The organism is Hyphomonas sp. GM-8P (genome assembly GCF_003263315.1).
Classification (GTDB): domain Bacteria; phylum Pseudomonadota; class Alphaproteobacteria; order Caulobacterales; family Hyphomonadaceae; genus Hyphomonas.
In genome coordinates this window covers 76,118-101,237 of sequence record NZ_AWFE01000072.1, presented here as the reverse complement: position 1 = coordinate 101,237, position 25,120 = coordinate 76,118, and the positions used below count along the sequence as shown (strand labels likewise).

Annotated in this window: 28 protein-coding genes; 16 read left to right on the top strand and 12 right to left on the bottom strand. The window is 61.9% G+C overall.

What is annotated here, in order from left to right; all coding sequences use genetic code 11:
• Nucleotides 1-203: 203 nt before the first annotated feature.
• The gene (locus HY26_RS10825; protein WP_112073584.1) at nucleotides 204-1,139 is read right to left on the bottom strand and encodes a LysR substrate-binding domain-containing protein; all 936 of its coding nucleotides are present in this window, start codon (nucleotides 1,137-1,139) and stop codon (nucleotides 204-206) included.
• A gap of 103 nt (nucleotides 1,140-1,242) precedes the next feature.
• Between HY26_RS10825 and HY26_RS10820 the strand changes: the two genes are divergently transcribed.
• The 3 genes from HY26_RS10820 (at nucleotide 1,243) to nhaA (ending at nucleotide 3,095) form a co-directional block, all read left to right on the top strand.
• Complete coding sequence (locus HY26_RS10820; RefSeq protein WP_112073583.1) at nucleotides 1,243-1,425, top strand: hypothetical protein; 183 nt, start codon at nucleotides 1,243-1,245, stop codon at nucleotides 1,423-1,425.
• Nucleotides 1,426-1,458: 33 nt separating this feature from the next.
• Nucleotides 1,459-1,668: a hypothetical protein gene (locus HY26_RS10815; RefSeq protein WP_112073582.1), complete on the top strand. Its 210-nt coding sequence runs from the start codon at nucleotides 1,459-1,461 to the stop codon at nucleotides 1,666-1,668.
• A 203-nt stretch (nucleotides 1,669-1,871) separates the two neighbouring features.
• Nucleotides 1,872-3,095, top strand: a complete 1,224-nt coding sequence (nhaA, locus tag HY26_RS10810; RefSeq protein WP_112073581.1) for a Na+/H+ antiporter NhaA — start codon at nucleotides 1,872-1,874, stop codon at nucleotides 3,093-3,095.
• Between the two features lie 57 nt (nucleotides 3,096-3,152).
• On the opposite strand, the gene HY26_RS10805 is transcribed toward nhaA, so the two are convergent.
• A complete protein-coding gene (locus tag HY26_RS10805; RefSeq protein ID WP_139068832.1) occupies nucleotides 3,153-3,824 on the bottom strand; it encodes a hypothetical protein in 672 nt (223 codons plus the stop codon).
• 264 nt (nucleotides 3,825-4,088) lie between these two features.
• Here HY26_RS10805 and HY26_RS10800 point away from each other — a divergent pair, with 264 nt between their 5' ends.
• Entirely contained in the window at nucleotides 4,089-6,278 is a 2,190-nt protein-coding gene (locus HY26_RS10800; RefSeq protein ID WP_146740208.1) for a sugar-binding protein, read from the top strand.
• 68 nt (nucleotides 6,279-6,346) lie between these two features.
• The gene (locus HY26_RS10795) at nucleotides 6,347-6,952 is read left to right on the top strand and encodes a 2-hydroxychromene-2-carboxylate isomerase (protein ID WP_112073579.1); all 606 of its coding nucleotides are present in this window, start codon (nucleotides 6,347-6,349) and stop codon (nucleotides 6,950-6,952) included.
• Nucleotides 6,953-7,029: 77 nt separating this feature from the next.
• On the opposite strand, the gene HY26_RS10790 is transcribed toward HY26_RS10795, so the two are convergent.
• Nucleotides 7,030-8,331 carry an acyl-CoA dehydrogenase family protein gene (locus tag HY26_RS10790; RefSeq protein ID WP_051599874.1) on the bottom strand — a complete coding sequence of 434 codons (1,302 nt, stop codon included), beginning with the start codon at nucleotides 8,329-8,331 and terminating at the stop codon, nucleotides 7,030-7,032.
• Between the two features lie 148 nt (nucleotides 8,332-8,479).
• Here HY26_RS10790 and HY26_RS10785 point away from each other — a divergent pair, with 148 nt between their 5' ends.
• Both HY26_RS10785 and HY26_RS10780 read left to right on the top strand, forming a co-directional pair.
• Complete coding sequence (locus HY26_RS10785; protein WP_034766048.1) at nucleotides 8,480-9,226, top strand: sulfite exporter TauE/SafE family protein; 747 nt, start codon at nucleotides 8,480-8,482, stop codon at nucleotides 9,224-9,226.
• A 120-nt stretch (nucleotides 9,227-9,346) separates the two neighbouring features.
• A complete protein-coding gene (locus HY26_RS10780) occupies nucleotides 9,347-10,279 on the top strand; it encodes a LysR substrate-binding domain-containing protein (RefSeq protein ID WP_112073578.1) in 933 nt (310 codons plus the stop codon).
• Here the strand turns inward: HY26_RS10780 and HY26_RS10775 are convergent.
• The 3 genes from HY26_RS10775 to HY26_RS10765 form a co-directional block, all read right to left on the bottom strand.
• On the bottom strand, nucleotides 10,276-10,953 hold the full coding sequence (locus HY26_RS10775; RefSeq protein WP_034766044.1) for a crotonase/enoyl-CoA hydratase family protein: 678 nt from the start codon (nucleotides 10,951-10,953) through the stop codon (nucleotides 10,276-10,278). The genes HY26_RS10780 and HY26_RS10775 overlap by 4 nt on opposite strands.
• 102 nt (nucleotides 10,954-11,055) lie before the next feature.
• Nucleotides 11,056-11,520, bottom strand: a complete 465-nt coding sequence (locus HY26_RS10770; protein WP_233351597.1) for a nucleoside deaminase — start codon at nucleotides 11,518-11,520, stop codon at nucleotides 11,056-11,058.
• On the bottom strand, nucleotides 11,517-12,299 hold the full coding sequence (locus HY26_RS10765) for an enoyl-CoA hydratase/isomerase family protein (protein WP_112073577.1): 783 nt from the start codon (nucleotides 12,297-12,299) through the stop codon (nucleotides 11,517-11,519). The genes HY26_RS10770 and HY26_RS10765 overlap by 4 nt, the downstream gene beginning before the upstream one ends.
• A gap of 107 nt (nucleotides 12,300-12,406) precedes the next feature.
• Here HY26_RS10765 and rsmD point away from each other — a divergent pair, with 107 nt between their 5' ends.
• Nucleotides 12,407-12,967: a 16S rRNA (guanine(966)-N(2))-methyltransferase RsmD gene (gene rsmD / locus HY26_RS10760; protein ID WP_034766043.1), complete on the top strand. Its 561-nt coding sequence runs from the start codon at nucleotides 12,407-12,409 to the stop codon at nucleotides 12,965-12,967.
• On the opposite strand, the gene HY26_RS10755 is transcribed toward rsmD, so the two are convergent.
• A complete protein-coding gene (locus HY26_RS10755; protein WP_034766042.1) occupies nucleotides 12,964-13,968 on the bottom strand; it encodes a patatin-like phospholipase family protein in 1,005 nt (334 codons plus the stop codon). The two genes, rsmD and HY26_RS10755, sit on opposite strands and share 4 nt — an antisense overlap.
• 72 nt (nucleotides 13,969-14,040) lie before the next feature.
• On the opposite strand from HY26_RS10755, the gene HY26_RS10750 reads away from it, so the two are divergent.
• From HY26_RS10750 to HY26_RS10740, 3 genes are all read left to right on the top strand, one after another.
• Nucleotides 14,041-15,312: a class I SAM-dependent RNA methyltransferase gene (locus tag HY26_RS10750; protein ID WP_112073576.1), complete on the top strand. Its 1,272-nt coding sequence runs from the start codon at nucleotides 14,041-14,043 to the stop codon at nucleotides 15,310-15,312.
• Nucleotides 15,309-15,749 (top strand): NUDIX hydrolase, encoded by a 441-nt coding sequence (locus HY26_RS10745; protein ID WP_112073575.1) that lies wholly within the window; start codon nucleotides 15,309-15,311, stop codon nucleotides 15,747-15,749. The genes HY26_RS10750 and HY26_RS10745 overlap by 4 nt, the downstream gene beginning before the upstream one ends.
• 67 nt (nucleotides 15,750-15,816) lie before the next feature.
• Nucleotides 15,817-16,602 (top strand): SDR family NAD(P)-dependent oxidoreductase, encoded by a 786-nt coding sequence (locus tag HY26_RS10740; RefSeq protein ID WP_034766039.1) that lies wholly within the window; start codon nucleotides 15,817-15,819, stop codon nucleotides 16,600-16,602.
• A 76-nt stretch (nucleotides 16,603-16,678) separates the two neighbouring features.
• Here the strand turns inward: HY26_RS10740 and HY26_RS10735 are convergent, their stop codons facing one another.
• Nucleotides 16,679-16,993 (bottom strand): hypothetical protein, encoded by a 315-nt coding sequence (locus HY26_RS10735; protein WP_199288549.1) that lies wholly within the window; start codon nucleotides 16,991-16,993, stop codon nucleotides 16,679-16,681.
• 413 nt (nucleotides 16,994-17,406) lie between these two features.
• Between HY26_RS10735 and HY26_RS10730 the strand changes: the two genes are divergently transcribed.
• Nucleotides 17,407-18,390: a nitronate monooxygenase family protein gene (locus tag HY26_RS10730; RefSeq protein ID WP_034766038.1), complete on the top strand. Its 984-nt coding sequence runs from the start codon at nucleotides 17,407-17,409 to the stop codon at nucleotides 18,388-18,390.
• A 17-nt stretch (nucleotides 18,391-18,407) separates the two neighbouring features.
• On the opposite strand, the gene HY26_RS10725 is transcribed toward HY26_RS10730, so the two are convergent.
• Nucleotides 18,408-19,310: a D-2-hydroxyacid dehydrogenase gene (locus HY26_RS10725; RefSeq protein ID WP_158531475.1), complete on the bottom strand. Its 903-nt coding sequence runs from the start codon at nucleotides 19,308-19,310 to the stop codon at nucleotides 18,408-18,410.
• 66 nt (nucleotides 19,311-19,376) lie between these two features.
• On the opposite strand from HY26_RS10725, the gene HY26_RS19020 reads away from it, so the two are divergent.
• A complete protein-coding gene (locus HY26_RS19020) occupies nucleotides 19,377-19,781 on the top strand; it encodes a TIGR02301 family protein (RefSeq protein ID WP_158531474.1) in 405 nt (134 codons plus the stop codon).
• Nucleotides 19,782-19,787: 6 nt separating this feature from the next.
• Here HY26_RS19020 and HY26_RS10715 read toward each other — a convergent pair whose 3' ends face one another.
• Both HY26_RS10715 and soxR read right to left on the bottom strand, forming a co-directional pair.
• Nucleotides 19,788-20,222, bottom strand: coding sequence for a DUF123 domain-containing protein (locus tag HY26_RS10715; protein ID WP_081813066.1), 435 nt, complete (start codon nucleotides 20,220-20,222; stop codon nucleotides 19,788-19,790).
• 20 nt (nucleotides 20,223-20,242) lie between these two features.
• On the bottom strand, nucleotides 20,243-20,692 hold the full coding sequence (gene soxR / locus HY26_RS10710) for a redox-sensitive transcriptional activator SoxR (protein WP_034766037.1): 450 nt from the start codon (nucleotides 20,690-20,692) through the stop codon (nucleotides 20,243-20,245).
• A 101-nt stretch (nucleotides 20,693-20,793) separates the two neighbouring features.
• Between soxR and HY26_RS10705 the strand changes: the two genes are divergently transcribed.
• Both HY26_RS10705 and HY26_RS10700 read left to right on the top strand, forming a co-directional pair.
• Nucleotides 20,794-21,177, top strand: a complete 384-nt coding sequence (locus HY26_RS10705) for a VOC family protein (protein ID WP_112073571.1) — start codon at nucleotides 20,794-20,796, stop codon at nucleotides 21,175-21,177.
• Between the two features lie 134 nt (nucleotides 21,178-21,311).
• Entirely contained in the window at nucleotides 21,312-23,246 is a 1,935-nt protein-coding gene (locus HY26_RS10700; RefSeq protein WP_081813065.1) for a gamma-glutamyltransferase family protein, read from the top strand.
• Here HY26_RS10700 and HY26_RS10695 read toward each other — a convergent pair whose 3' ends face one another.
• On the bottom strand, nucleotides 23,247-23,963 hold the full coding sequence (locus HY26_RS10695) for a VOC family protein (protein ID WP_051599868.1): 717 nt from the start codon (nucleotides 23,961-23,963) through the stop codon (nucleotides 23,247-23,249).
• 144 nt (nucleotides 23,964-24,107) lie between these two features.
• On the opposite strand from HY26_RS10695, the gene HY26_RS10690 reads away from it, so the two are divergent.
• Nucleotides 24,108-25,085, top strand: a complete 978-nt coding sequence (locus tag HY26_RS10690) for a cation diffusion facilitator family transporter (protein ID WP_112073570.1) — start codon at nucleotides 24,108-24,110, stop codon at nucleotides 25,083-25,085.
• Nucleotides 25,086-25,120 lie beyond the last annotated feature (35 nt).

Genomic DNA, 25,120 nt, shown 5'->3' with positions numbered 1-25,120 from the left:
CTTATCGGCCACTGGCATTCAAACGCCGCAGTCCGCAGGTCATCTGCACTTGTGCGCGATGACTCACTGCGCGCTGAAACTGGCCGAGCCGGCAAAACTTGAACAATACCGTACACCAATCTTTTGGCTCCTTCCATTTTGTCTGTAACCGGAAGGTGGACGCAAGGACACGATAAGTAAAATCGAATGAAACTGAATTCTGGTTAGGTTTTTCCTTTCACCGATTTTCCTGCCTGCGGCAAAAGATCCGCCGCCACATCCCGGAAAACCAGTCCCAGTTTCTGGATGTTTTGCTCAAGAGGAGACCCGGACCGCCACACCAGGCTGATCTGGCGGCGCGCCAGGGGATGATCGATTGGACGAACAATCTGGTCCGGGTCTTTGCTTGCCTCCATCACGGCATAAAGACTGGGAACAATTGCAATGCCTGCGCCCATGCCTGCCATCTGCCGGATCGCGTCAAGCGAGGTGCCTTCGTATTCCGTCGACACATGGGCGCCTGCTGCTTCGGCCAGTTTCTGCACCACCGTACTGAGGCGGTGACCATACCCCAGACTGAGCACTTCCCGGCCCTTGAGCGCCGAAAGCTTCAGCGCCCCGTCTCCTCCGCCGATCGGATCGTCCGATGCTGTACAGACATAGAGCTGCTCATCGAAGAGCTGCATGGACTCTGAATTCAGATGATCCTCAGCCGTCGAAATGATCATGTCGAGCCGGCCGTCATTGAGTTTTTCATCAAGGTCGATCGTCCGCTCTTCCCGGACGCCCAGTCGGAGATCCGGGTAGAGCTGGTGCAGCTCCCGAACGGCGCTCGGCAACAGATAAGGCCCGATGGTCGGCAATGTGCCGAGCCTGTAGCGCCCCGCGAGGTCACCGGCGACCTGCCGTGCAACCGTTTTCAGGTCTTCCACCTGAGTCAGGACAATCCGTGCGCGGCGCACGACTTCCGCCCCTGCCGGTGTGAGCACGGCACCGGTCCGGGCGCGTTCGATCAGTGTCACGCCCAGCTGCGCTTCTGCATCCGAAATCTGCTCGGAAAGGCTGGGCTGGCTGACGCCCAATTGAAATGCGGCATCCCGGAACCGGCCCGATTCCGCGACGGCGACAATGTATTGGAGCTGGCGAAGGGTTGGCCTCATACTTCGGAAAAACCTATCAGATAAAAAGATACATTCGATTTGAGCTATCGCGGATATGGCCTCATATCCGGTGCATCGCAAGAGCCAAAAGGAGACAAATCAAATGTATCGACTGACCGACGACCTCTGGACGGGGAGCCAGATTGGCCCGGCAAGTCCGGGCCGTGGCGGCCGGTTCGTGGATGCCACTGACAACAGTCCGAAAGCGGACGGGTACAGCAAGAGTATCGCGGAAACGCCCTCCCAGTACCGCCGCCGCCGGCGCCGTATCCGGCGGGCCGCCTGAGTTCCAATCAGCGCATAGAAAAAGGTAAAGACAATGTCTGTCCTCAAAGATCTGATTACGAACTTCCTCGAGGAAATGGCCGATTTTGCAGAGCCCAGGGAGCGCAAAGAGCGCCCCCGCAGAGGCGAGTTGGCTCCGGCACGCATTCGCACCCGCGAGGATGCCGAAGCCATCGGTCGGTGGGAAGGCGAAGGCGGCCGCCTGCGGCGGCGCAAGGAACGCTTCGGCTTTCTTGACGACTAGCCCTCCCACACACCTGAACACGTCCAGGACCTGCCCCTGACAGGACCAACACTCCTGGCCGTCACGATCCCCCGGCAGCTCCCTCTGTCCGGTCCCTACTCTCCGACACCCTCAGCCGCCAGGCAGGGGGGACTGCCGGCGGGATCGTTTGCTTTTTTGCCAATCACCAGACCCCGCTACCCTGCGCACAAGGATTATTGTTCATGACCAAAGTTGTCGCCCGTATCCAGGATTTCCTCAGACTTGAGAGCGCTGCTGGCCTCATTCTGATGCTGGCGGCTGCATTGGCGATTGCCGCGAACAATACCGTATTCAGCCATTGGTATGGCGGCTTTCTTTCGACGCCGGTGGCCGTTCAGGTTGGCGCGCTGGAAATCGCCAAGCCCCTGCTGCTCTGGATCAATGACGGGCTGATGGCCGTCTTCTTCCTTTTGGTGGGACTTGAGATCAAGCGTGAGATCCTGGAAGGCGAGTTGTCGTCCTTCGACAAGGCCGTGCTGCCGGCGCTGGCCGCCATTGGCGGCATGGCCGGGCCGGCATTGCTTTATGTCATGCTCAACATGTCGTCCCCGGAGACCTTGCGCGGCTGGGCGATCCCCGCGGCAACCGACATTGCGTTTGCGCTCGGCATTCTAGCCTTGCTTGGCACGCGCGCGCCGGTCGCACTGAAGATCTTCCTGCTTGCCATCGCGATCATCGACGACCTCGGCGCGATCCTGATCATCGCCCTGTTCTATACAGAGCAGCTTTCGGTTCAGGCGCTTGGCCTGGCAGCCATGGGATTTGCCGGCCTGTTGCTCATGAACCGGATGGGCGTCAAGCGTATTGCACCTTATGTCCTGGTTGGAATGTTCATCTGGGTCTGTGTACTGAAGTCCGGCGTGCATGCGACCCTTGCCGGCGTCTTGACGGCGCTCGCCATTCCGCTGTCCCCGCGCAAGGAAAGCGGGCAGTCGCCGCTTCACAAGCTGGAGCACGGTCTCCATCCCTGGGTCGCCTACATGATCCTGCCTGTCTTCGCCTTTGCCAATGCTGGTGTGGACCTTCGCGGGGTCGACCTGGACGCGCTGACCGGGGCGGTCCCGCTCGGTATTGCGCTTGGCCTGTTCTTCGGCAAGCAACTCGGCGTGTTTGGCCTGACCTATGTGGCGGTGAAGTTTGGCATTGCGCGACTGCCGTCCGGCGTCAGCTGGGTACAGGTCTATGGCGTCGCCTGTCTTACCGGCGTAGGCTTCACGATGAGCCTGTTCATCGGCAGCCTCGCCTTCAGCACAGCCGCCGAGCTGGATCAGGTCCGCCTGGGCGTCCTGATGGGATCCGTTGCGTCCGGACTGCTGGGCTTCACCGTGCTGCGTTTCGCAAGCCGGTTGGGTGAAACCCAGGTGGCACGGAACATCCCGGACACACGGATGCAGTTGCAAAAATGACTGCGCGCCTCCGGCAATCCCGAGGATTGCCGGAATGCGCCTTTCTGACGAACTGTGCTAGCGGAGCAATGTCCCCATGGAAACGCGCCGCACGAGCAGCCAGGCGCCCGCAAGCGACATCATCAGCCCGCCAAAGGCGAAGGCCTTCATCCACCAGCTGGCGATGGTTACACGGGCAGACCAATCCATGATGTGCAGGCCCCACATCAGGTCGAACAACCGCCAGACGCCGGTTCGCACAGCGCGGACCTCGCCTGTATCCGGCGTGACCCAGAATGTGGCCGTGTCTTTGCCTTCAAACTCGATCCGCCACATGGGCTCGCCCTCGCGGCCGGATTCGGAGGGGGCGGCGTCGACCAGTTCCGCGGATGCCAACGTGCCCTGCCCGCCCCAGTTTGCCTGTGCAACGGCCCGGGCACTGGCCTCGCCCAACGGGCTCAGCTGTTCGCCAGTGACGGCGTCGAACATTCGTGCTCCGGTGCCGCGCTCCACGACATAGACCGCACGGCCAAGCCAGGGTTTGAGCGTGACGTCCCGCGCCCCTTCCGCCAGCGACCCAGGAGGCACCCAGCCCCCCGGCGGCACGTTCAGCACCTGCTCCACCGGCGCCCGCAGATGTGCGCCACGTACCGTTTCAATTGGATAGAGGGTGAAATAGAGACCCGAGACCATCCAGAGGAGAATCTGGGTGCCCACGACCAGAGCCAGCACATTGTGTATCTGGCGCATGCGACGGCTCACTTGCCACACCTTCATCCGTCTACCCTCTCTCCATCATACCCCTGATCGGAAAGTTAGAGCCGTCCCTGCAGACTTCCGCAAGGTCTGGTGGGAGAGCCATGGCAGCGTCATGCCTGAAATTCAGGCACTCGCAGAAATGTCGGGCTGCAACGAAAGAAGGGCTGGCGCTGCCGCGCGACGCTACCTATTCGACGGGCAGCGAGAGAACGATACGTCAAAGGCGGTCGGGTAAAGTACCGGGAGGAAATCGACGTGCATCGATGGATGTTGGGCGCCTACATCGCCTTGTCCGGCGCCGGGCTGGCCATGGCTGAAGACGAACCGCCGGTCCGCAATTTCACCACCTATCAGCCCACGGTCCGCCCGGTGCGGATCGACACGAACGAAGCCCCGGTCATCGATGGCAAGCTGGATGAGGCCATGTGGTCGAAGTCGGCCGAGGTGACGGAGTTCTACCAGGTGGAACCGAATGTCGGCCCGCCCAGCGTCGAGACGCGCGTCTATTTCGCCTATGACGAAAACAATCTTTATGTCGGCATCTATGCACAGGACGACATGCCAGAGGCGATCCTGGCGTCTGTGCTGGAGCGCGACGGCGAAATCTGGCGGGACGACATGTTCCGCTTCTATATTGACCCGTTCAACACCGGCACGTCCGGCTTCGGGTTCGACATCAATGCCCTTGGTGCCCGCACCGAGCGCCTGATCCGGTATGGACAGGCGCCCGTGGATGCCTGGAACATCATCTGGGACGCCGACAGCGTGCTGACGGAAGATGGCTGGACGGCAGAAATTTCCCTGCCGTTCCGGTCGCTCAGCTTCGACCCGGCCTCCGACGGCTGGGGCCTGATGATGACGCGCGAACACGCCCACGCGAACGAGGAAATCCGCTGGGCCGGGATCGACCAGTCAGTCAACAAGTTCGCCTTCGCCCGTCCTGGCTATATCCAAGGCATTCAGGACATCAACAAAGGCAAGGGCTTCGACGTGCAGCTGCAGGCGGGCCTTGCCGGAAACCGGCGCTGGGCCCAGCCGCGCGACGACGACCTGACGATCGAACCGAGCGCGAACATCTCGTACAAGTTCACGCCGTCCCTGACCGGCCTCCTGACGCTAAATACGGACTTCTCCGACACGCCGCTGGACGATCGCCAGATCAATACGGGCCGCTTCTCGCTCTTCTTCCCCGAAACGCGGGACTTCTTCCTGCAGGACGCAGCGCTGTTCGAATTCGCAGGCCAGACCTTTGCTGGTGCCCCGAACGGCCAGCCATTCTTCTCCCGCCGCATTGGCATCGTGAATGGCCAGTCCGTAAAAGTGGATGCGGGCCTCAAACTGAGCGGTGAGATCAACGGCATCGAAATCGGTGTCCTGTCAGCGCAGACCGGCAGCACCGGCTCCATCGGGTCGCAGAACCTGTCAGTCGCTCGCGCCACCGTCGATGTGCTGGACCAGTCCCGTGTGGGCTTTATTGCCACCAATGGCGACCCGACGGGCCTGTCGGACAACACGCTGGCCGGGGCCGATTTCAGCTATCGCGTGCCGTCCTTCTTCGGCGGAGGGCGGATGCAGGCGGACGTATTCTACCAGCGCACCTTCTCCTCGACGCTGGAGGACGACGATTCCTTCGGGGCGAAGTTCGACTATCCGAACGACAAATGGGCCTGGAGCCTGGAAGCCCGCCAGATTGGCGAGGATTTCGCCCCGGCGCTCGGCTTCGTGAACCGGCCCGGCACGCGCACCTTCAGTGCTGACTGGCACCGGCGGTTTCGCCAGTCGGGCGGACACTTCCGCTGGTGGCAATTCGGCACCAGCCATGAATACATCACCGACCTCGACGGCAATGCCGAGACCACGGTCAATTCGCTTGTCCTGAACGCCAACACGATCTGGACAGACGACCTGACTTTCACCGCCAGCCAGAACGAAGAGCATATCAATACGCCTTTCTTCCTGCCCGGCAGGCTGGTCGTGCCAGTCGGCGTCTATGACAACAATGGCGTGAAGTTCCGCGTTCAGTCCTCCTATGTCCGTTCGTGGGGCACGACGTCAGAGATCGAGTTCAAGGATTTCTATGGCGGCGATTCGAAGCGCTACGATTTCAATGTGAACTTCCGCCCGAACCCGCATGTCGACCTGAAGGCCGGCTACAAGCGGGAGGATATTTCCGTACCGTCCGGAAATGTCAGTGTACAGATTGGATCGCTGGAAACCGTGTTCAACGTCTCGACGGACCTCTCGGTCACGACACAGACCCAGTATGACAATATCAGCAACAGCCTGTCCTTCTTCGGGCGGGTGAACTGGGAATTGCGTCCTCAGACCGAAGTGTTCTTTTCCCTCGGCCACGGCGCCTATATCGAAGGCGACGATTTCCGCCGTAACTTCCGCTCCGTCCAGACGAGCGCCGTGTTGCGCTTCGGCAATACATTCCGCTTCTAGGACAACGCCCTCTTTCCTGCGGACCTGTAGGGTTCTAGCTTGCCGGCTTGAGACAAGCGGGGCCGCAGATGACGCACGCGCTCGAATTCTGGTTCGAATTCGGATCGACCTATTCCTATCTTACAGCAATGCGCATCGGCGCGGCTGCCGAAGCGCGTGGCCTGGCCGTTCACTGGCGGCCATTTCTGCTGGGTCCGGTTTTCTCCGCTCAGGGGTGGGATACGTCCCCCTTCAACATCTACAAGGCGAAGGGCGAATATATGTGGCGCGACATGGCCCGCAGGGCGGAGCGCCATGACCTCCCTTTTAAGCGCCTGCCGGAAACGGGGCCTGGTGCTTTCCCACAAAACGGGCTCGCCGCGGCGCGCATCGCGCTGGTCGGACTGGATGAAGGCTGGGGCGAGGATTTCACGCGCGCCGTCTATTCTGCAGAATTCGCGCACGGAAAGGATATCGCCGATGCAGGCCTGCTGGAGCGGCTGGCCGTGATGGCCGGTGCCGGACCGAACGCGCTAGCCCGAGCGCAGACCCAAGCGAACAAGGACCGTCTCAAGGCGAATGTGGACAAAGCCTTCGAGCGCGGCATTTTCGGTGCCCCGAGCTTCATCGTCGAGGATGAGCTTTATTGGGGTGACGACCGGCTGGAGGACGCGCTGGAGGCCGCTGCAACATAAAAAAAGCGCGGTCCCCATTCGAGGGCCGCGCCATTTGTCCTTGTTGAAGTCTGGCCTGCAATCAGGCCTCTGCTGGCTTATTTGCGCCAGACAGCGGCCATCGCCGGATCTTCCTCTTCGCCGGTGTACTTGCGAGTCTCGGCGCGGCCCACCACCATATGGTGCACCTCATCCGGACCATCAGCCAGACGCAGCGTGCGCTGGTTGGCGTAGAGGCGAGCCAGCGGTGTCCACTGCGACACACCTGTGGCGCCGTGGATCTGGATCGCATCGTCGATGATATCGCAGACGCGCTCCGGCACCATGGCCTTGACCATGGAGATCCAGACGCGGGCTTCCTTGTTGCCGAGGACATCCATCGCCTTGGCGGCCTTGAGGACCATCATGCGCATGGCTTCGATCTCGATCCGTGCGCGAGACACTTTTTCGAGGTTACCGCCCAGCTTGATCAGGTCGCGGCCAAAGGCCTGACGCGTCATGCCGCGCACGACCATGAGGTCGAGGGCTTTCTCTGCCGCGCCGATGGAGCGCATGCAGTGGTGGATACGGCCCGGGCCGAGACGCAGCTGCGAGATTTCGAAGCCGCGGCCTTCGCCGAGCAGCATGTTGTCCTTCGGAACACGGACGTTCTCGAAGCGGATGTGCATGTGACCATGCGGAGCATCCGGATCGCCGAAGACGTGCATCGGGCCGACGATGGTCACACCCGGATGCGGCAGCGGCACCAGGATCTGCGACTGACGGCGGTTCACGTCCGGGCCGTCATTGGTTTTCACCATGCAGATCATGATCTTGCAGCGCGGGTCGCCTGCGCCGGAGATATAGTACTTCTCACCATTAAGCACCCACTCGTCACCTTCCAGAACGGCGCTCATGGAGACGTTCTTGGCGTCCGACGACGGCAGGGCCGGCTCGGTCATGGCGAAGGCGGAGCGGATCTTGCCTTCGAGAAGCGGCTTCAGCCACTGCTCCTTCTGGGCCGGCGTACCGACACGTTCGAGAACTTCCATGTTCCCGGTGTCCGGCGCGGAACAGTTCATCGTTTCCGACGCCAGCGGCACCTTGCCGAGTTCGGCGGCGATGTAGGCATAGTCGAGGTTCTTCAGGCCTTCGCCGGTTTCGGCGTCCGGCAGGAAGAAGTTCCAGAGGCCCTGCTTCTTGGCTTCGTCCTTGGCTTTTTCGAGAGCTTCGAGCTGGCCCGGCGCATAAGACCAGATGTCGGTCTTGTTCTCGCCGAGGCGTTCGAATTCCTCATACATCGGTTCGACCGTTTCCTTGATGAACCGCTTCACATGTTCGTAGAGAGGCTTTGCCTCCTCCGACATACGCAGGTCATTCAGTTCGGCCATTGCGTCCATGGATTGCTGAGTATCAGCCATGGCTATCCTCCTTCACTTCGTTTCGTTGAGCTATTGGTAGTCCGTGCGGCCATCCGGCCGCAAATTCTTTCTTTGCAATCTTTTCTGACGGGGCCGCGCGGAAGGTCGCCGCTTTGCGCCGAATCGCAATCCGGTCTAGATCGCGCGCATGAGCCCGATTGCTGCCGCCATCATTCTCGTCACTGTGCTGGTTACCAGTTTCATTTCGGGCATTTTCGGCATGGCGGGCGGCATCATCTTCATGGGTGTGTTGGCAGCCCTGGTGCCGGTCGCGACCGCGATGATCGTGCACGGCGCCGTGCAGATGGTCTCCAACGGTTACCGCGCCTTCCTGTGGCGGGACCATATCGACTGGCACATCTTCCGCCGCTACGCGACGGGTTCCGTCCTGGCGGTCGGCCTGTTGTTCGCGCTCAGCTGGCGGCCGGACAAACAAATGGTCTATGTGCTGCTGGGCTGCGTTGCCATGCTGGTCTGGCTGCCAAAAAAACTGCTCGATCTCGACATCCAGAAGCGCTTCCAGGCCGAAGGCGCGGGCTTTGTCGTTCAGTCGCTGAATACGATTGCCGGCGTGTCCGGCCCGCTGCTGGACCAGTTCTTCGTCCACACCGACATGACGCGCCACGCCATCGTGGCGACCAAGGCGGTGACGCAGGTGCTGGCGCACTTCGTGAAAATCATTTTCTGGAGCACGCCCGTGCTCATGGCAGCGGGCGTTCATGCCCTGCCGCCCTGGTGGCTGATCGCGGCGGCGGCGCCCCTGTCCATGCTCGGCACCACGCTTGGCGGCAAAGTGCTGGACCGGATGAGCGACGTGAACTTCAAGCGCGGCATGAAATACCTCGTCACCGCAATTGGCGCGGTCATGCTGATGAAGGCGGCTGGCTGGCTGTAGCGCCACGCGCATTGGGTTACTCCACTGTCGACGGAGCGGACAATGCCCTAGGCTCGACTATTCGGGAACTTTATTATATGAAGCCCAAACATCACAGATGGTGATGATTGTGAGCTTGCCATGAACCTACGGTCCATCGACCTGAACCTGTTACCGGTACTGGAAGCGGTTTATGACGAGCGCAGCCTGACGCGAGCGAGTGAATTCCTGCACATCACCCAGCCCGCGGTCAGCAATGCGCTCTCCCGGCTGCGCACCCATTTCGAAGACCCGCTATTCGTGCGCGAAGGCCGCGGCGTGAAGCCGACCGCCATGGCCGAAGCCCTGATGCCCGCCGTGCGCGAGGCGCTCGACCGGTTGCGGTCGGGGCTGGAGCCACGTTCGGTGTTCGAACCGTCCCGCTCGACTCGCGTATTCAATCTCTCGGCCCGCGATGCCGGCGCCTTCCTGATCGCCCCGATCCTGGCAGCGCGGCTCGAACAGGTCGCGCCAGGCGTGCGGATTTCGTGGAGCCAGCTGCACAGATCAGCAGTCGCGGCCGAGCTTGCCACCGGCCGTCTGGATCTCGCCATCGACGTGGCCGACCTGCTCGGCATGGACATGGAACGCGAAGCGCTTCTGAAAACGCCCTATGTCTGTGTCCTGTCGCCGGATCATCCGCAGGCGAACCAACCACTGACTGCCGAGCGTTTCTTCGAGCTGCGCCACATCACCGTCTCCAGCCGCCGGGAAGGCCGAAGCCTAATCGAGGAACTGGCGCGCACGCATGGCCGCCGCATCACCCCGGCGCACCGTCTGCCGAACTATATGCCGGCGCTGGAAATCGTGCGGCACACACAATTCGCGCTCGTCGCACCGCGCCAGATCGTGGAACATGCGGGGCTTGTCCTGCAGGAGCTGCCATTCGACTTCGCTGCGCCGGAATCGACGCTCTACTGGCACCGCGAATATGCCGGGGACCCTGCGCTGACCTGGCTGCGGGACCTCATCCGGGAGATTTCGCGGGAACTAGCGCCATCGGCCGCCCCCGCAGAGCCCATAGTCGCGGTTTAGACGGTCGACTGTTCCAGCGTTGGCATGATCGCGTCGATGGCCGGTTTCCGCACCAGCATCTTGTTGCCGTAATACGCGCCATTGGCGATGGATTTCAGCGCGGTGGCCGTTTCCATGGCCGCATCCATCAGAGCGCCGGGTTCAACCACCTTGTCCAGCCAGCCGACAGGGACCGCCTCGTCCGGCGTGTACAGGCGTGCCTGCACCAGAGCCTCGGTCAGGTACAATGGGTTGAGGCGCGCCCGCGGCAGTTCGACGCCGAAGCCCGGCAGGGTCATGCCGTTGACCGTTTCATTCGCACCAATCTTGAAGGCACCGCGCGTACCGATCCGCGTGTCGCCACCCAGTAGGATGAACGCGCCCATGGCGATGGAATGCCCGGTCGAAGCGATGACGACCGGCATCTTCGAGGTGAAGAGGCGCATGGCCAGCTTGCCGCCGCCGGTGACCAGCTTACGCACACCGTCGCCATCAGACGTCGCCAGGAATTTGAGGTCGAACCCGGCGGAGAACTTGCCCTCGCGTCCGGTCAGCACCAGCACCTTGCCGTCCTTCTCGGCTTCGTCGAGACAGGCGTTGACCGCTTCCAGCATGTCGAGGCTGATCGCATTGGCTTTGCCGTCATCCATGGTGACGACGGAAATATCGTTTTCTGTTCTGACGGTCGCGGTCATGTGGATCTCCCTGTTTCGCCAACAAGGCATCGCGTGCCCTCAAGGAAAGCAAGCATTTCCGGCGCGTCAGGGGTGAAAGGCAGGGTTTCAGCTAGCCCCCAGCTACTTTCGGCGAGCCTTGAAGAAATCCTTCAGCAGCTGGCTGGCCGCCTCGCCGCGTGCTTCGTCCTGCTCCACCTCCGGCCGCCAGTGGCAGGTCGGCTGTTCGAAGAAGCGCGCGCCGTGGATCACCGCGCCGCCTTTCGGATCGCAGGCGCCGAAGACCAGCTTGCCGATCCGGGCAAGGCTGATCGCGCCTGCGCACATCGCGCAGGGCTCAAGCGTGACATACATGATGAGGCCGGTGAGGCGGTAATTGCCGCGCGCCGCAGCCGCAAGACGCAGGGCAATGATCTCAGCATGGGCCGTGGGGTCGTGGCCGCTGATCGGCGCATTGGCACCTTCGGCGACGATCTCGCCCGTTTCCGGATCGACGATGACGGCGCCCACAGGCACTTCACCCGCGTCGGCAGCGGCACGTGCCAGTTCCAGGGCGCGTTCCATCGGATCAGTCAGCGCAAGGCTCATCTTGTGATGTCTTCTCCCGTCTCCAGAAATTCCCGCATTGCGGCCATGGCGGAGGCTGCCTTCAGCACGTTGTGGAAACCATGCTGTTCCTGCCGGGTGCCTTCGACAAGTCCCCAAGTCAGCGCACCCCGGACGAGACGCTTGGCATGGGCAAGACCTTCCGCCCCGCGCCCGGCCAGTTCGGTCGCCCAATCGGTCGCGTGGGCCACAGCGTCATTCGCCACCGCATGGACAAGGCCAAGTTCGAGCGCCCCGGCAGCATCGACTGTCTGGCCGAACAGGATAAATTCCAGTGCCCGCGCCTCACCGATCATGCGCGGCAGGCGCTGGGTGCCGCCGCCGCCCGGGAAGATGCCGATCCGCGTCTCAGGCAGGCCGATCAGCGACACACTGCTGGCCGCCACCCGCAGGTCACAGGCGAGCGCCAGCTCAAACCCACCGCCCATGCAGACGCCATTGATGGCCGCGATGACCGGCTTCGGCGTTTCAAACACCGCGCGGACCATATCGGCAAAGCCGCCCTGTTCGAAGTCTTCCGGTTTCAGCGCCCCGGCCTGCACCGCCTCGCCGATGGCGACGATCTCGCTGACGTCATAGTGCCGGACGAACACGTCGTCCGTGCCAGTCAGGATGATGGCGCGGATGGCGGGGTCGCTGTCAGCCTCGGTGATCGCGGCCAGCATCTGGCCGGACCCTTCGGCGGTCATGTAGTGGCGCGGCGGATTGGCATACCGAATGAGGCGGACCGCCCCCAAGGTTTCCGTGGTTACGTTTGCCATGCCTTCCTCCCATTATTCTCTGGCAGAGTGAGCCCGCAGGCGCGGCAGCGCAAGGATGTGTTTTGCGGCGCGGCGTGCTAAGGCGCGGGCGGAAAAACGGAGAGGCCATGCGCATCATTGCCGGACAGCACAAGGGGCGCGCGATTGCCGCGCCGAAGGGACAGGGCACGCGGCCGACGGCGGACCGTGCGCGCGAGAGCGTGTTCAACATGCTCGCCCACGCCCCCTGGGCGCCGGAGATCGAAGGCGCGCGGGTGATCGACCTCTTCGCAGGCTCCGGCGCATTGGGCCTTGAAGCGGTCAGCCGGGGCGCCGCCTTCTGCCTGTTCGTGGAAACCGACCATGCGGCGCGCGGGGCGATCCGCGACAATATCGAGACGCTGGGCCTTTACGGGAATACGCGCATCCACCGGCGCTCTGCGACGGACCTTGGCGAAAAGCCGGCCGGTGTCGGCAGCCCGTTCACGATCGCCTTCCTCGACCCGCCTTACCACAAGGACCTTGTGCTCCCGGCGCTCGCCTGCCTCGCTGAGGGCAAGTGGCTGGCGGAGGATGCCATCGCCGTGGTGGAGACCGCCTCGGACGAGCTGATCTCACCGGAAGGCTGGGAGGTGCTGGACACCCGCGACTATGGCGCGGCCCGGGTCTGGTTCCTGAAACAAGCTTAGCCCTTCAGGAATTCCTCCCGCAGGTCGCAGTTCGACTGTTTCGTGCCGACAAGGTTTGCGTCGTCTGCGAGCCAGGTCTCTGCCGCTGCCCGGCCCTTGTCGCGCAGGTTGGTGAGGTAACGCCAGCTGGTGTCAAATTTGGTGTGCAGACTCTGGTCCACCAGGTCCTGCCCGCCGCGGATCGCATGCACGTTCAAGCGGCGGTATTTCTTCAGCATCGGCGCCTTCAGCATGCCGTCATCGAGCAGGCGCTGGACAAAGGCGATGGCGCGCAGCTCCCCGATCAGGGCAGCGTTGAAGCTGATCTCGTTGACGCGTTCCTGGATCTCGCCTGCCCGTTTCGGCACGCCGGGCCGCTCGATGGGGTTCAATGTCACGAGCAGCACATCTGTCGGTGCGCCTGCATAAATCAGCGGGAATATGCTGGGATTACCCATATAGCCGCCGTCCCAATAGGCGTGACCGTCGATCTCCACCGCCTGGAAGGTCTGTGGCAGGCAGGCCGAGGCGAGCACGGCATCAAGTGTCACCTCGTCTCCCGTGAACACTTTCACATGGCCGGACTCCACATCCGTCGCGCTGAGGAACAGCTGCAGGCCGGAGGCGTGGACAGCCTCGAAATCGATCACCTCCTCTACGGCATCGCGCAATGGGTTCAGCTTCAGCGGGTTCAGGTCGTAAGGGCTCGCCCAGCTCTGCAGGGCGGAGGCATAGGCAAAGGCGGCCGCATTGTTGGCGCCATATGCACGTACGTGCCGGCCGCTGTGCGATACGGCCTGCCACAGCGATTCCAGCGCCTGCCGCGCGCCGTCCATCCCGCCTGCGCCATAGCCCCCGGCAAACGCGACAGCATTCATGGCACCGGCGGACGTCGCTGTGATGGCTCGGATATCGAAGCGATTCTCTTCCAACAGCCTGTCGAGGACGCCCCATGTGTAGGCGCCATGGGCACCGCCGCCCTGCAGGGCGAGACTCAGAGGCTGCTTCGCCGGTTTCGCCATTCAAGCCTCCTATTCGCGACCGTCCTTGGGTGCTAACCCGTGAATCGGGACACAACCAGTGGGGAGCCCGGTATGCCTGCTATTCCTGATCCGGATGCCCGCGGTGCCAGCACTGTGGTCATCGAACGCCTCGGATCGAAGGGCGACGGCCAGGTGCGGATTGACGGAGACTGGGTTTCCGTGCCGCGCACCCTGCCTGGCGAGGAAGTCCGCATCGCTGTTAACGGCGATAAAGCAAAACTTCTGGAGATCGTGACGCCTTCACCGGAGAGGCAGTCCCCGGTTTGTCCGCACTATGCCAGCTGCGGCAGCTGCAGCCTGCAACACCTGGCGGATGGGCCTTACCGGGCGTTCAAGCAGTCCCTGGTAATCAACGCCCTGAAGTCACGCGGACTGGAACAGCATGTCGAGGAAGTCTGGGTCACCCCGCCCGGCACGCGCCGCCGCATTTCTCTTGCCGCCCGGCGCACCAAAAGCGGCGTGCAGCTCGGCTTCCATTCCCGGCGCAGCCACGACATTGTTGACATCAACACCTGCCCGGTCGCCTCGCCGGAGATTACACGGAAAATCAGCGCACTGAAAGAACTGGCCGGACCGCTGGCGCCGCTGAAAGGCGAGATGGTCCTGAAAGTCACTGCCATGCCGAACGGGCTGGACCTGCACATCACCGACACAGCCACCTTTGCCGCCCCACACGATGTGATGATGGCCGGGGCCAAGGCACTGGCGGCGGGTTTCATGCGCGTTGCTATCGGAAATGATGTTCCGTTGCAGCAAGCGACACCCGAGATCCAGGTCGGTAGGGCTTTCCTGCGTCCGAAGCCGGGTGGCTTCCTTCAGGCAAGCCCTGAGGCTGAGGCCTTCATGGCAAGCCTTGTGCGCCAGCACCTGAAATATGCGCTGGAAGTGGTAGACCTTTTCTCCGGCTGCGGAACATTTGCGCTGCGGCTGGCTGAGGAGTCCCGGGTTCACGCAGTTGAAGGTGATGCTGTGGCGATTGAGGCGCTGGAATCTTCCGCCCGTGCTGCACATGGCTTGAAGCCCGTTACGGCAGAGGTACGGGACCTATTCCGCAACCCCGTCCCGTCCGCTACGCTGGCGCGCTTCCAGGGCATCGTGCTGAACCCGCCACGGGCCGGCGCCGCCAAGCAGGTGGCGGAAATTGCCTATAGCGGCGTGCGGCGGGTTGCCTACGTCTCTTGCGATCCCGGTACGCTGGCGCGTGACCTGCGCGTGCTGGTCGAAGCCGGGTACCGGATCATGCTGGTACAGCCGGTCGACCAGTTCCTCTGGTCTGCGCATGTGGAGACGGTCGTCCTGCTGGAACAGGGAAGCGGTGCATGACAGATCAGAAGCCCGTCCCGGCCGTCGGCACGGTCTGCTTCCGTGGCGATGACGTCGCCCTGATCCGCCGGGGGACCAAGCCGATGGCAGGGAGCTGGTCCCTGCCCGGCGGCAAGATCGAATTCGGCGAACGCGCTGGCGATGCGGCGTTACGCGAGTTGAAGGAAGAGACGGGTCTCACCGCCCGGCTGGTCGGCCTGGTGGATGTGGTGGACGGCATCTTCACCTCCCGCACAACGGGAGATGTGACCCGCCATTTCGTCCTGTTCGACTACGCTGCAGTGTGGGTTTCCGGTACGGTAATGGCGGGGGATGATGCGGCACATGCCGAGTGGATCAGCCCGGCCCGTCTGGCAGAACTTGAAATCTGGGACGAGACCCGTCGCATCATCGAAGCGGCCCGGCAGCTCGTGATCGCCAGCCAATCAGCCTCTTGACCGGCCCCAGCGTCACCTCTCTTGTGTGACACCAGACAAACAAACCAGAATCTTTCAGGAGGAAGCCATGACCTATGCTCCATTCGACCTTACAGGAAAGGTCTGCGTCGTCACCGGCGGCAACAAGGGGATCGGCCTCGGCATGGTGGAGGCGCTGGCCGCTTCAAACGCCGATGTCGTCATCTGGGGCCGCAAGGAAGCCGACAATGACGCCGCCGTGAAAAAGGCCGACGCACTCGGCACCGGCAAGGTCAAGGCATGGAAGGTGGACGTCGGCGAGGAAGCCGAAGTCGTCAAAGCGATGAAGGAAGCCGAAGAAGAGTTCGGCCGCATCGACACCTGCATCGCAAATGCCGGCGTTGGTCGCGGCGCTCCGAATTTTCATGAGATGACGCTGGAGACCTGGCGCTACAATCAGCGGATCAATTCCGAAGGCGCCTTTCTCACCCTGCGCGAGGCCGCGAAGTCCATGGTGACCCGTGCGAAAGCCGGCGACCTGGGTGGCAGCCTGATCGGCACGGCGTCACTGGCAGCCCTGTCGGGCGCGGCACGGAACCAGTCCTACGGCCACACCAAGGGCGGTCTGATCGCCATGATGAACGCAATCGCCGTGGAATATGGCCGCTACCAGATCCGGGCGAACTCGATCCTACCGGGCTGGATCGCAACCGACATGACGGAAGGTGCACAGGGCGCTGAGGCATTTCAGACCAAGGTGATCTCCCGCGTGCCGATCCGCCGCTGGGGCGAGCCGGAAGATTTCGGCGGGATCGCCGTCTATCTCGCCTCCGATGCCTCGAAATTCCACTCGGGCGATACGCTCTTGGTCGATGGCGGCTACCAGAAGTTCTGATCCTGACATTCAGGACACAAATCAAAAGGGCCGCTCCCCAAGGAGCGGCCCTATCTAATTCCGAAGGAACGCCCCGTTATTCCGGGGTTTCTTCCGTCATCTCTTCGGCAGCAGCATCGGCTGCGTCCTCAGCAGCGTCTGCAGCGTCGGCAGCAGCTTCTTCAGCAGCGTCCATTGCTTCGCCAGCAGCTTCTTCTGCCGAATCAGCAGCGTCAGCAGCGGCATCCGCAGCTTCGTCAGCTGCTTCAACGGCGGCATCGGCAGCGTCGGAAGCCGACTCTTCGATGACCGTGGTTTCTTCAACAACCGGCGTATCTTCAGCCGGAGCTTCCGCCGGTGCGCAAGCTGCGAGAGCCAGGGCTGCAGCGCCCAAAGTGATGATATTCTTCATGATCTTACCCCTGTTAATGGCCTTTCGACCGAACGGCGTCATAGCATCCGCCAAGCAAAACGGATAGCTCAATTCAGAAATCGGCAAGGCGTGCCTGCAAATTCCTCAATCAAGCCCCCTCTCCCAGAGCCCCCGGGAAAGGGCGGAAGTTGGGGCAACCGGACCTGTTCCCGGGCAAGCCCGTCGGCCGGTTGCCGCGTCCTTCACGAAGTTGGACTGATCTAAAGATCCGGTCCGTCTGGTCTCCGCATGTGACGCCGGACCGGCGATTCTGCCAGTCCATCTGGTATTCTGACGGCAGAACGCGGCGGGAATGGGGCAGAGACGCGGCGGGGTGGCGCCAGCTATTGCGTTGACGTTGCGACCGGGCCGTAAGCACGGATGCATAAAACATTCAGAGAGAGGAAGCCCAAATGGCCCTGAAAACCCGCCTGACAGATATGTTGAATGTCCAGCACCCGATCATGCTCGCCGGCATGGGCGGGGTTTCCTACGCCGAAGTCTGTGCTGCCATGTGCAATGCAGGCGGCTATGGCGTGCTTGGGATGGCCGGTACTTCGCCGGATTTCATCGCCGGACAGATGAAACGCGTGCGCGAGCTGACCGACCGCCCCTTCGGCGTTGACCTCCTGGCCGCCAGCCCGGAAAGCCTTGAGGAATCCGTGGACGTCATCATCAATGGCGGCGCCGACTCCTTCGTGGCTGGTCTTGGCGTGCCGATGCCGATCATGGAGCGCCTGAAGAAAGCCAATGTGAAGGTCATGGTCGTCGGCGGCGCCGTGAAGCATGCGATCAAGGCAGAACAGGCCGGTTGCGACGCTGTCATCCTGCAAGGCGGTGAAGGCGGTGGACACACCGGGCTCGTCGGCACACTTCCGCTGGTGGCACAGGCCGTGGAAGCGGTGAAAATTCCTGTTGTCGCCGCAGGCGGCATCTATGATGGCCGCGGTCTCGCAGCAGCCCTCGCCCTCGGCGCGCAGGGTGTGTGGATGGGCACGCGCTTCATCGCTTCGGAGGAGGCCCACGCCGCCAACATGTACAAGAACGCCGTCGTCGGCGCAGGCGACACCGATACGACTCGCACACGCTGTTACTCAGGCAAGCCGATGCGTTGCCGCACGAACGATTACATCAATGACTGGGAAAGCCGTCCGCAGGACATCAAGCCTTTCCCGTTCCAGGCCATTCACTCCACGCAGACCGGCGTCATCGGCGGTATTGGTGGGATCACGGACGAAACGAAACTGTCGATGGACAATTCCTGCTTCGCCATGGGCCAATCGGCCGGCGGCGTGCACGAGGTCAAACCCGTCGCTGAGATCGTGGCCGACATCATGCGCGATGCCGAAGCCTCGATTGACCGAATTGCCGGGCTGAAAGTGAAGGAAACCGCGTAAACGGACGAAATCGCCGCTCAGTCCTCGAAGGCTTTCCGGTCGACGAGGTTCCTGAGCGGCTCGCCGTTCAGGTAGCGGTGAAGATTGTCCACGAACGTGCCATCCGCCCGAAGGATCGTTCCATTGGTCTGGGACGAATCGTGTGGCGTGATCATGATCTTCGGATGATGCCACAGCGGGCTTTCCGCCGGCAGAGGCTCCACACCAGTGACATCGAGGGCGGCATAGGCCGGGTGCCCCTTGTCCAGCGCCGCGACCAGCGCGTCCTCGTTCACCAGAGCCCCACGGCCAAGATTCATGAACAAGGCGTCCGGTCTCATCTTCGAGAAGAAGTCCGCATCGGCCATGCCTTCAGTTTCTGACGTGTGCGGCACGCTCAGCAGCACAATATCTGCTTCCGGCAGCAAATCCGGCAACACACCGATGGGCAATATCTCCTGCGCGCCCGGTGCCGGGCCAGGGGAACGGCGCAGGCCGGTGACGTGCCCGCCAAGCGCAGTCACGCGTTTGCCGACGGCTTCACCGATTGCGCCATAGCCGACCACCAGCCAGCGGCTACTGGCGATCTCGCGTGCCTGAACACGTTTCCATTCTGCCGCCTCCTGCTGGGCCCGGTGCAGCGGCCCTTCGCGGAGGAAGTCCAACGCGGCCCAGAGGGCCCACTCGGCCATGGATTCAGCCTGGGTATGGTTGGTCGTGTATTGTTTCGACGCCTTGCCAATCGCTTTCAGTACCGCGTTGTCGACGCCCGCTGCCGGAGACTGGAACCACTCCAGTCGGTCCGAGGTCGTGACGGTCTTCACGAATACACCGGCGGCGGGGCCAAAGAAGCAGTCCAGACTGCCGAAGACGATCTCAGGCTCCACCTTGTCGGTCACCACGCGGCTGCCCGCATGATAGAAGCGTCCTTCATCGGTCATAATGAGGACATCAAGTTTGTGTTCTACATCCTTGAGCCGAGGCTGGATGCGGGCAAAGGTCTTTTCATGAACAAGGCACGTTTTCATGTCGTCCTGCTTAGCGCCCTGATGGTCTGTGGCGCAAGCACTGCACAATCGAGCCTGCCGATGCGGGGACCGGATTATTTCCGCGACGCTGCCGATCTGGCCGGCGCGCTGGGCTCGGCACACGCGATCCGGGTCCGCTGCAATGGCCGGGACGACCAGTACTGGCGCCAGTACATGTCCGACATGTTGAGCTATGAGGCTCCGAATCGCGGGAACCTCCGTTCCAGCCTCGTGGCGCAATTCAACGAGGCCTATCAGGACACCACGCGCGATTACCTGAAATGCGACAACCGCGCCGTGGAAGCCGAAGCGCGCTTCGCCCGCGAAGGCCAGGAAATTGCGGAACGCATGGCGATGCACTATTTCCCGAAAAAGCCGAACTAGGTCCGCTCAGACGATTGCCAGCAAATGACCACGGCAGGATAGGCAATCCGTACTGCCAAATCCCTCTATCGCGATCGCTACGTTGTTCGATTCCAGCAGCGCCTCAGCCAGCGCGCATTCATTGCCATTCTCCACAATGAATGCCGCAAGGCGGCTCGCCTCCAGTGTCAGTCGATCGACGTGCCAGTGAACTTTCTTGTCTTTTCTGAAATGACGGCCGATGCGGGCCGCAACGCCGCCTGCGCCGTATGCGCTACCCGCATAGAGATAGGTTCCGGCTGGCAATTGTCCTGATTTGCGCCGGCTAGCCCCAACCGGTAACGCCCTGTCCAGACCGACCAGGAGGACATAGGCGCCTTTCTGACTTGCCTGGGTGTTTAGGTTGTCGGGTGTGATCCATTGTCCCTCGAGCCGGGCTGCTGCGACAATGACCTGCGCCATCTCAAAAGACGCGCCGGGACTCACCCCACCTTCTCCGCCGTTACCACGAAGCGCGGTCCCGGTCCGGCGGCATTGGCGCGGTCATCCGGATTGTAGAGCGCGCAGCTCTTCAGGCTGAGACAGCCACAGCCGATGCAGCCATCCAGCCTGTTGCGCAGGCGCTCCACCATGGCGATGTGATCATCGAGGCGCTTGCGAAAGTGCTGGCTGATGCGGGTCCAGTCTGCCTTGGTCGGCGTGCGGTTGTCCGGCAGTTCGCTGAGAACGTCTCCGATCTCCTCGATGGTGAGGCCCATCTGTTGGGCGATCAGGATGAAGGACAACCGGCGGATATCGGCACGGGCAAACTCCCGCTGACCAGAGGGACGACGATCCGGCTTCACGAGGCCGCGTGATTCATAAAAGCGGATGGCAGAAACCGACAGCCCGGTACGACGGGCAACATCCCCGATCAAAAGCCCCTGTTTCATAACGATTTTTTCCTTGTCCAAAATGCTTGACCTCAAGTTAAGTTGAGGAAATAGGATCGTCAAATCAGAACTCAATGAATTGAAGCGAATGGAGCAAGAAAATGAAACCCGCCCTGTTTGAGCATGTGAATGTGACGGTCTCAGACCCGAAGAAGACAGCCGCCATGCTGGTGGACCTGTTCGGCTGGCATGTGCGCTGGGAAGGCCCGGCAAAATACGACGGCTACACCGTCCATGTCGGCACCGATGATGAGTATATCGCCCTCTATGCCCTGCCGAAGCAGGACCGTATGGATGAAGAAAGCTATTACCGCACCGGTGCGGTGAACCATTTCGGCATCCTGGTTGAAGACCTGGACGCCGCCGAACAACGGATCCTGAAGTCCGGCCTGAAAACGCATAGCCACCAGACATATGATCCCGGCAGCCGGTTCTATTTCCATGATCATGACGGCATCGAATGGGAGGTTGTCAGCTATGTCTGATGGTCTGATCCACAGCTATATCGAAGCCCTCGGCCGCACCCTGCGCCCGAATGACGATTATTATTGGCCAGGCCGGGACTCGAAAACCCGGCGAAGGGCGTTAAGGTCACCGCCAGATAGCGGAGGCATCAGTCATGAAAATGGCCCGAACACTCCTGGCAGCCATGGTGGCGGCAGGACTTAGCGCATGTGCAACCCCCGATCCGGCTGGCGACGGCGTTTCTGCTGAAGCACCTACGCCGGCCGAAACAGACAGCGCAGGCACAATTGGCAACGCGCTGCTGCAGCTGTCTGCGCCGGGTCCGGGTGACCGGATGCCGACGGGGCGGGATTTGGGCGTTCGTTCTGCCGTTGTTGCCCCGAATGCGGCGGCCGCAACGGCCCATCCATTGGCCACGCAGACAGCACTCGATGTGATGAAGCGCGGCGGTTCAGCCGTTGATGCCGCCATTGCCGCGAACGCCATGCTAGGTCTTGTGGAGCCGACCGGAAACGGTATAGGCGGCGATCTCTTCGCAATCGTCTGGGACCCAGAGACACAGCAGCTTTACGGTTATAATGGGTCCGGCCGCAGCGCGAAGAACGCCACGCTGGAACAGATGCAGGCGAAGGCCGATGAGTTTATGGACGGCAAGGAAATCCCGCCATTCGGTGCGGCGCCCGTGACTGTTCCGGGTACGGTCGATGGCTGGTTCGCGCTGCACGAACGGTTCGGCAAACTGCCGATCAACACCGATCTGGAACCCGCGATCCGCTACGCGCGCGAAGGTGCGCCGATCCCGGAAGTGATCTCCTTTTACTGGAGCTTCGGTCCAAAGCGCTTCGAGCCCGCCTATGAGAGCGGCATGTTGGAAGAATACGACAACGCGAAGAAAACCTATTTCTCGCCCGCACCGGAAGAAGGATCGCTGTTTCGGAATCCGGACCTCGCCGACACGCTGGAGCGTATCGCCTACAAGGGCCGGGATGAGTTTTACACCGGCGAGACGGCCCACATCATGGCCGACTATTTCGAACGGATCGGCGGTTTTCTGACCTACGAGGATTTCGCCACGCATGAAGGCGAATGGGTTGAGCCTGTCTGCGCGACGTATCGCGGCGACTATAAGGTCTGCGAACTGCCACCGAACACACAAGGCATTGCCGCGCTGCAGATGTTGCAGATGCTGGAAAAATACGACCTGCGCGACATGGGCTTTGGCTCGGCGGACTCGATCATGGCGCAGGTGGAAGCCAAGCGGCTGGCATTTGCGGACAGGGCCAAAGGCTACGCCGATCCGGCCTTTTCCGGCATCGACCCGAATGTCTTCCTGAAAGAGGGCTACAACGCCGAACGCGCGGGTCTGATTGATCTCAGCAAGGCGATGACCAATGTAAAAGCCGGTATGGATTTCCCTGCGGCTGACGCCAAACTGAAAGACGGTGACACAACCTATCTCACCGTCGCCGACGAGAACGGCATGATGGTATCGCTGATCCAGTCTAACTATCGCGGCATGGGGTCAGGTCTCGTTGCGGACGGCCTTGGCTTCATGTTCCAGGACCGCGGCCAGTTGTTCAGCCTCGACCCGGCCCACCCGAATGTCTGGGAACCGGGCAAGCGGCCGTTCCATACCATCATTCCGGCCTTTGCTTTCAAGAAGGACATGCCGGGCTGTCAGGTCCGGGCGGTGCCGATTGAACAGGCCTGTCCGTTTGAACCGTGGCTGAGCTTCGGCCTTATGGGCGGCGGCATGCAGCCACAGGGTCATGTCCAGGTCATCCTGAACCTCGTCGATTTCGACATGGGTTTGCAGGAAGCCGGCGATGCGGCACGCTGGGAGCATAATGGCGGTTGTGAGCCAACCGATGACTTCGACGACGCAGCATGCGAAGCCGATATCGGCACGGTCTCGCTCGAAAGCGGTATCCCCCCGGAAACGCGCGCCGAACTGGAACGCCGTGGTCTGAATATCGAGTGCTGCGGCGCCAATGCCGGCGGCTATCAGGCCATTATGCGTGACTTCAACAGTGGTGCCTATCTGGCCGCGACCGAGATGCGCAAGGATGGAGTGGCAGACGGTTACTAGTCAGGCGAATGCCAGCCTGACGCCGGCAACATTTGTGCTTTTCCCGTCGACCATCAGCCCGGCAGCCTCGGCGCGTTCCAGTGCCTTGTCTGCATGGGGAAGATCGACACCGAATTCGATCATCCGGTCGGCGGGGCCTTCATTGAAGTAGAGCACCGCGTCGGCAAGGAACAGGCGGCGCTTGTCGGCTGTCAGGCCAAAGACGAGCCCCCATTTCTGCGCCAGCGCATCCGGATCCGGCGTTTCCAGAACGGCATGTGTGAACCGGCCAGGTGCTGCCCGGTCTCGCCAGCCCGGGCCGCCCCAGCGCCAGCTGCCGGCCGGGCGTGGCTCATCTACTGAGACAATTGCCCCGCCAATATCGGCGGGATGGAGATGGCTCGCCGAAATGTCCGGCAGGTCGATGTTCCAGACGCGCCGGATCCCCAGCCCGTCGACACGTGTGCGCAGCGCCTGCATATCGTCCGTCTGGAAGATCGCCATGTAACCGCCCTCGCCGCCCCGGTCGATGAACCGCCGGGCTGGTGCCTTGTCTTGGGTCGGCACGACGACTTCGAGGAACTGGTCACCAATCGCGAACACAGCATTCACCAGGCCGAATTCCGCCACGCCTAGATCCGGAAACGGTTCCCCAAGGCCCAGGACGTTCTTCAAAGTGTCGGCAGTGTCGAGACTGTTGGCAGCAATCACAAGCTGGCGCAGGCGGGGTGGGCTCATGGATTTCCTCCGGGCTTTTTTGTTATGTTTTCAGGTAACCTAGCACACAAACCTCAGCGGCAGGGCGGAAAATCAATCGGCCCGGCAACGCAACGCTATCACACTCGAATTGACCTTCCCGCGAAAGGATTCCACCTCAGGCACATGAGTTGCGACCTGAACACCAACCTGCCGGACAAAGCCCACGATCATGAGCATGACCACGCGCATGGTCACGGCCACGATCATGGGCACAGCCATGGACATGGGCACTCCCATGACCATGCAGACATGACGACAGCGGATTCACGCCGGCGCGTCGCAATCGCAGCGGTCCTGACGGCCTCTTTCATGATGGCTGAAGTGACGGGCGGGATCATCTCCGGTTCCCTGGCCCTGCTCGCCGACGCCGCACATATGCTGACGGACGCTGCCTCACTGATCCTGGCCTGGGTCGGTTACAAGCTGGCCGAACGGCCAGCAGATCCCAGCCGCTCCTACGGTTTTGGCCGGATGAAAGTGCTGGCCGCCTTCACCAACGGCATCGCCCTGGTTGCCTTGGCCTGCTGGATCGTCTGGGAAGCCATTCACCGGTTGCTGGACCCCGCGCCGGTGCTCGGCGGGATCATGTTGTGGGTGGCCGCTGGCGGCCTTGTCGTGAACATTCTCGCCGCTTGGGTGCTGCATGGCGGCGACAAGCACGACCTGAACCTGCAAGGCGCGCTCTGGCATGTGATCGGAGACCTGCTTGGGTCCGTCGCGGCCATCGCCGCGGCAATCGTTATCCTCACGACGGGCTGGACGCCTGCCGACCCGATCCTGTCTGTTCTCGTGGCCTTGCTGGTCCTTGTCGCCGGCGTCCGCATCGCCCGCCAGTCCGGCCACATCCTGCTGGAAGGCACGCCCGAGGGCCTGTCGCCGGAAGACATACGGCAAGACCTCGTGGCGCATATTGAGCATGTCATGAACGTTTCACACATCCATGCTTGGGCGCTGACGGAATCGAAACCGCTCATCACGATGGAAGTCACCGCCGCCGAGGGTGCCTGTATCGAAACCTTGCGCCGGGACGTAAAAGCCCGCCTCGCGGAACGGTTCGATGTTTCCCACGCCACTGTGGAAGTCGTTTCCAAGCCCTGCTGAGCTTTCCACGCGGTGTCACATTGATATGAGCGGCG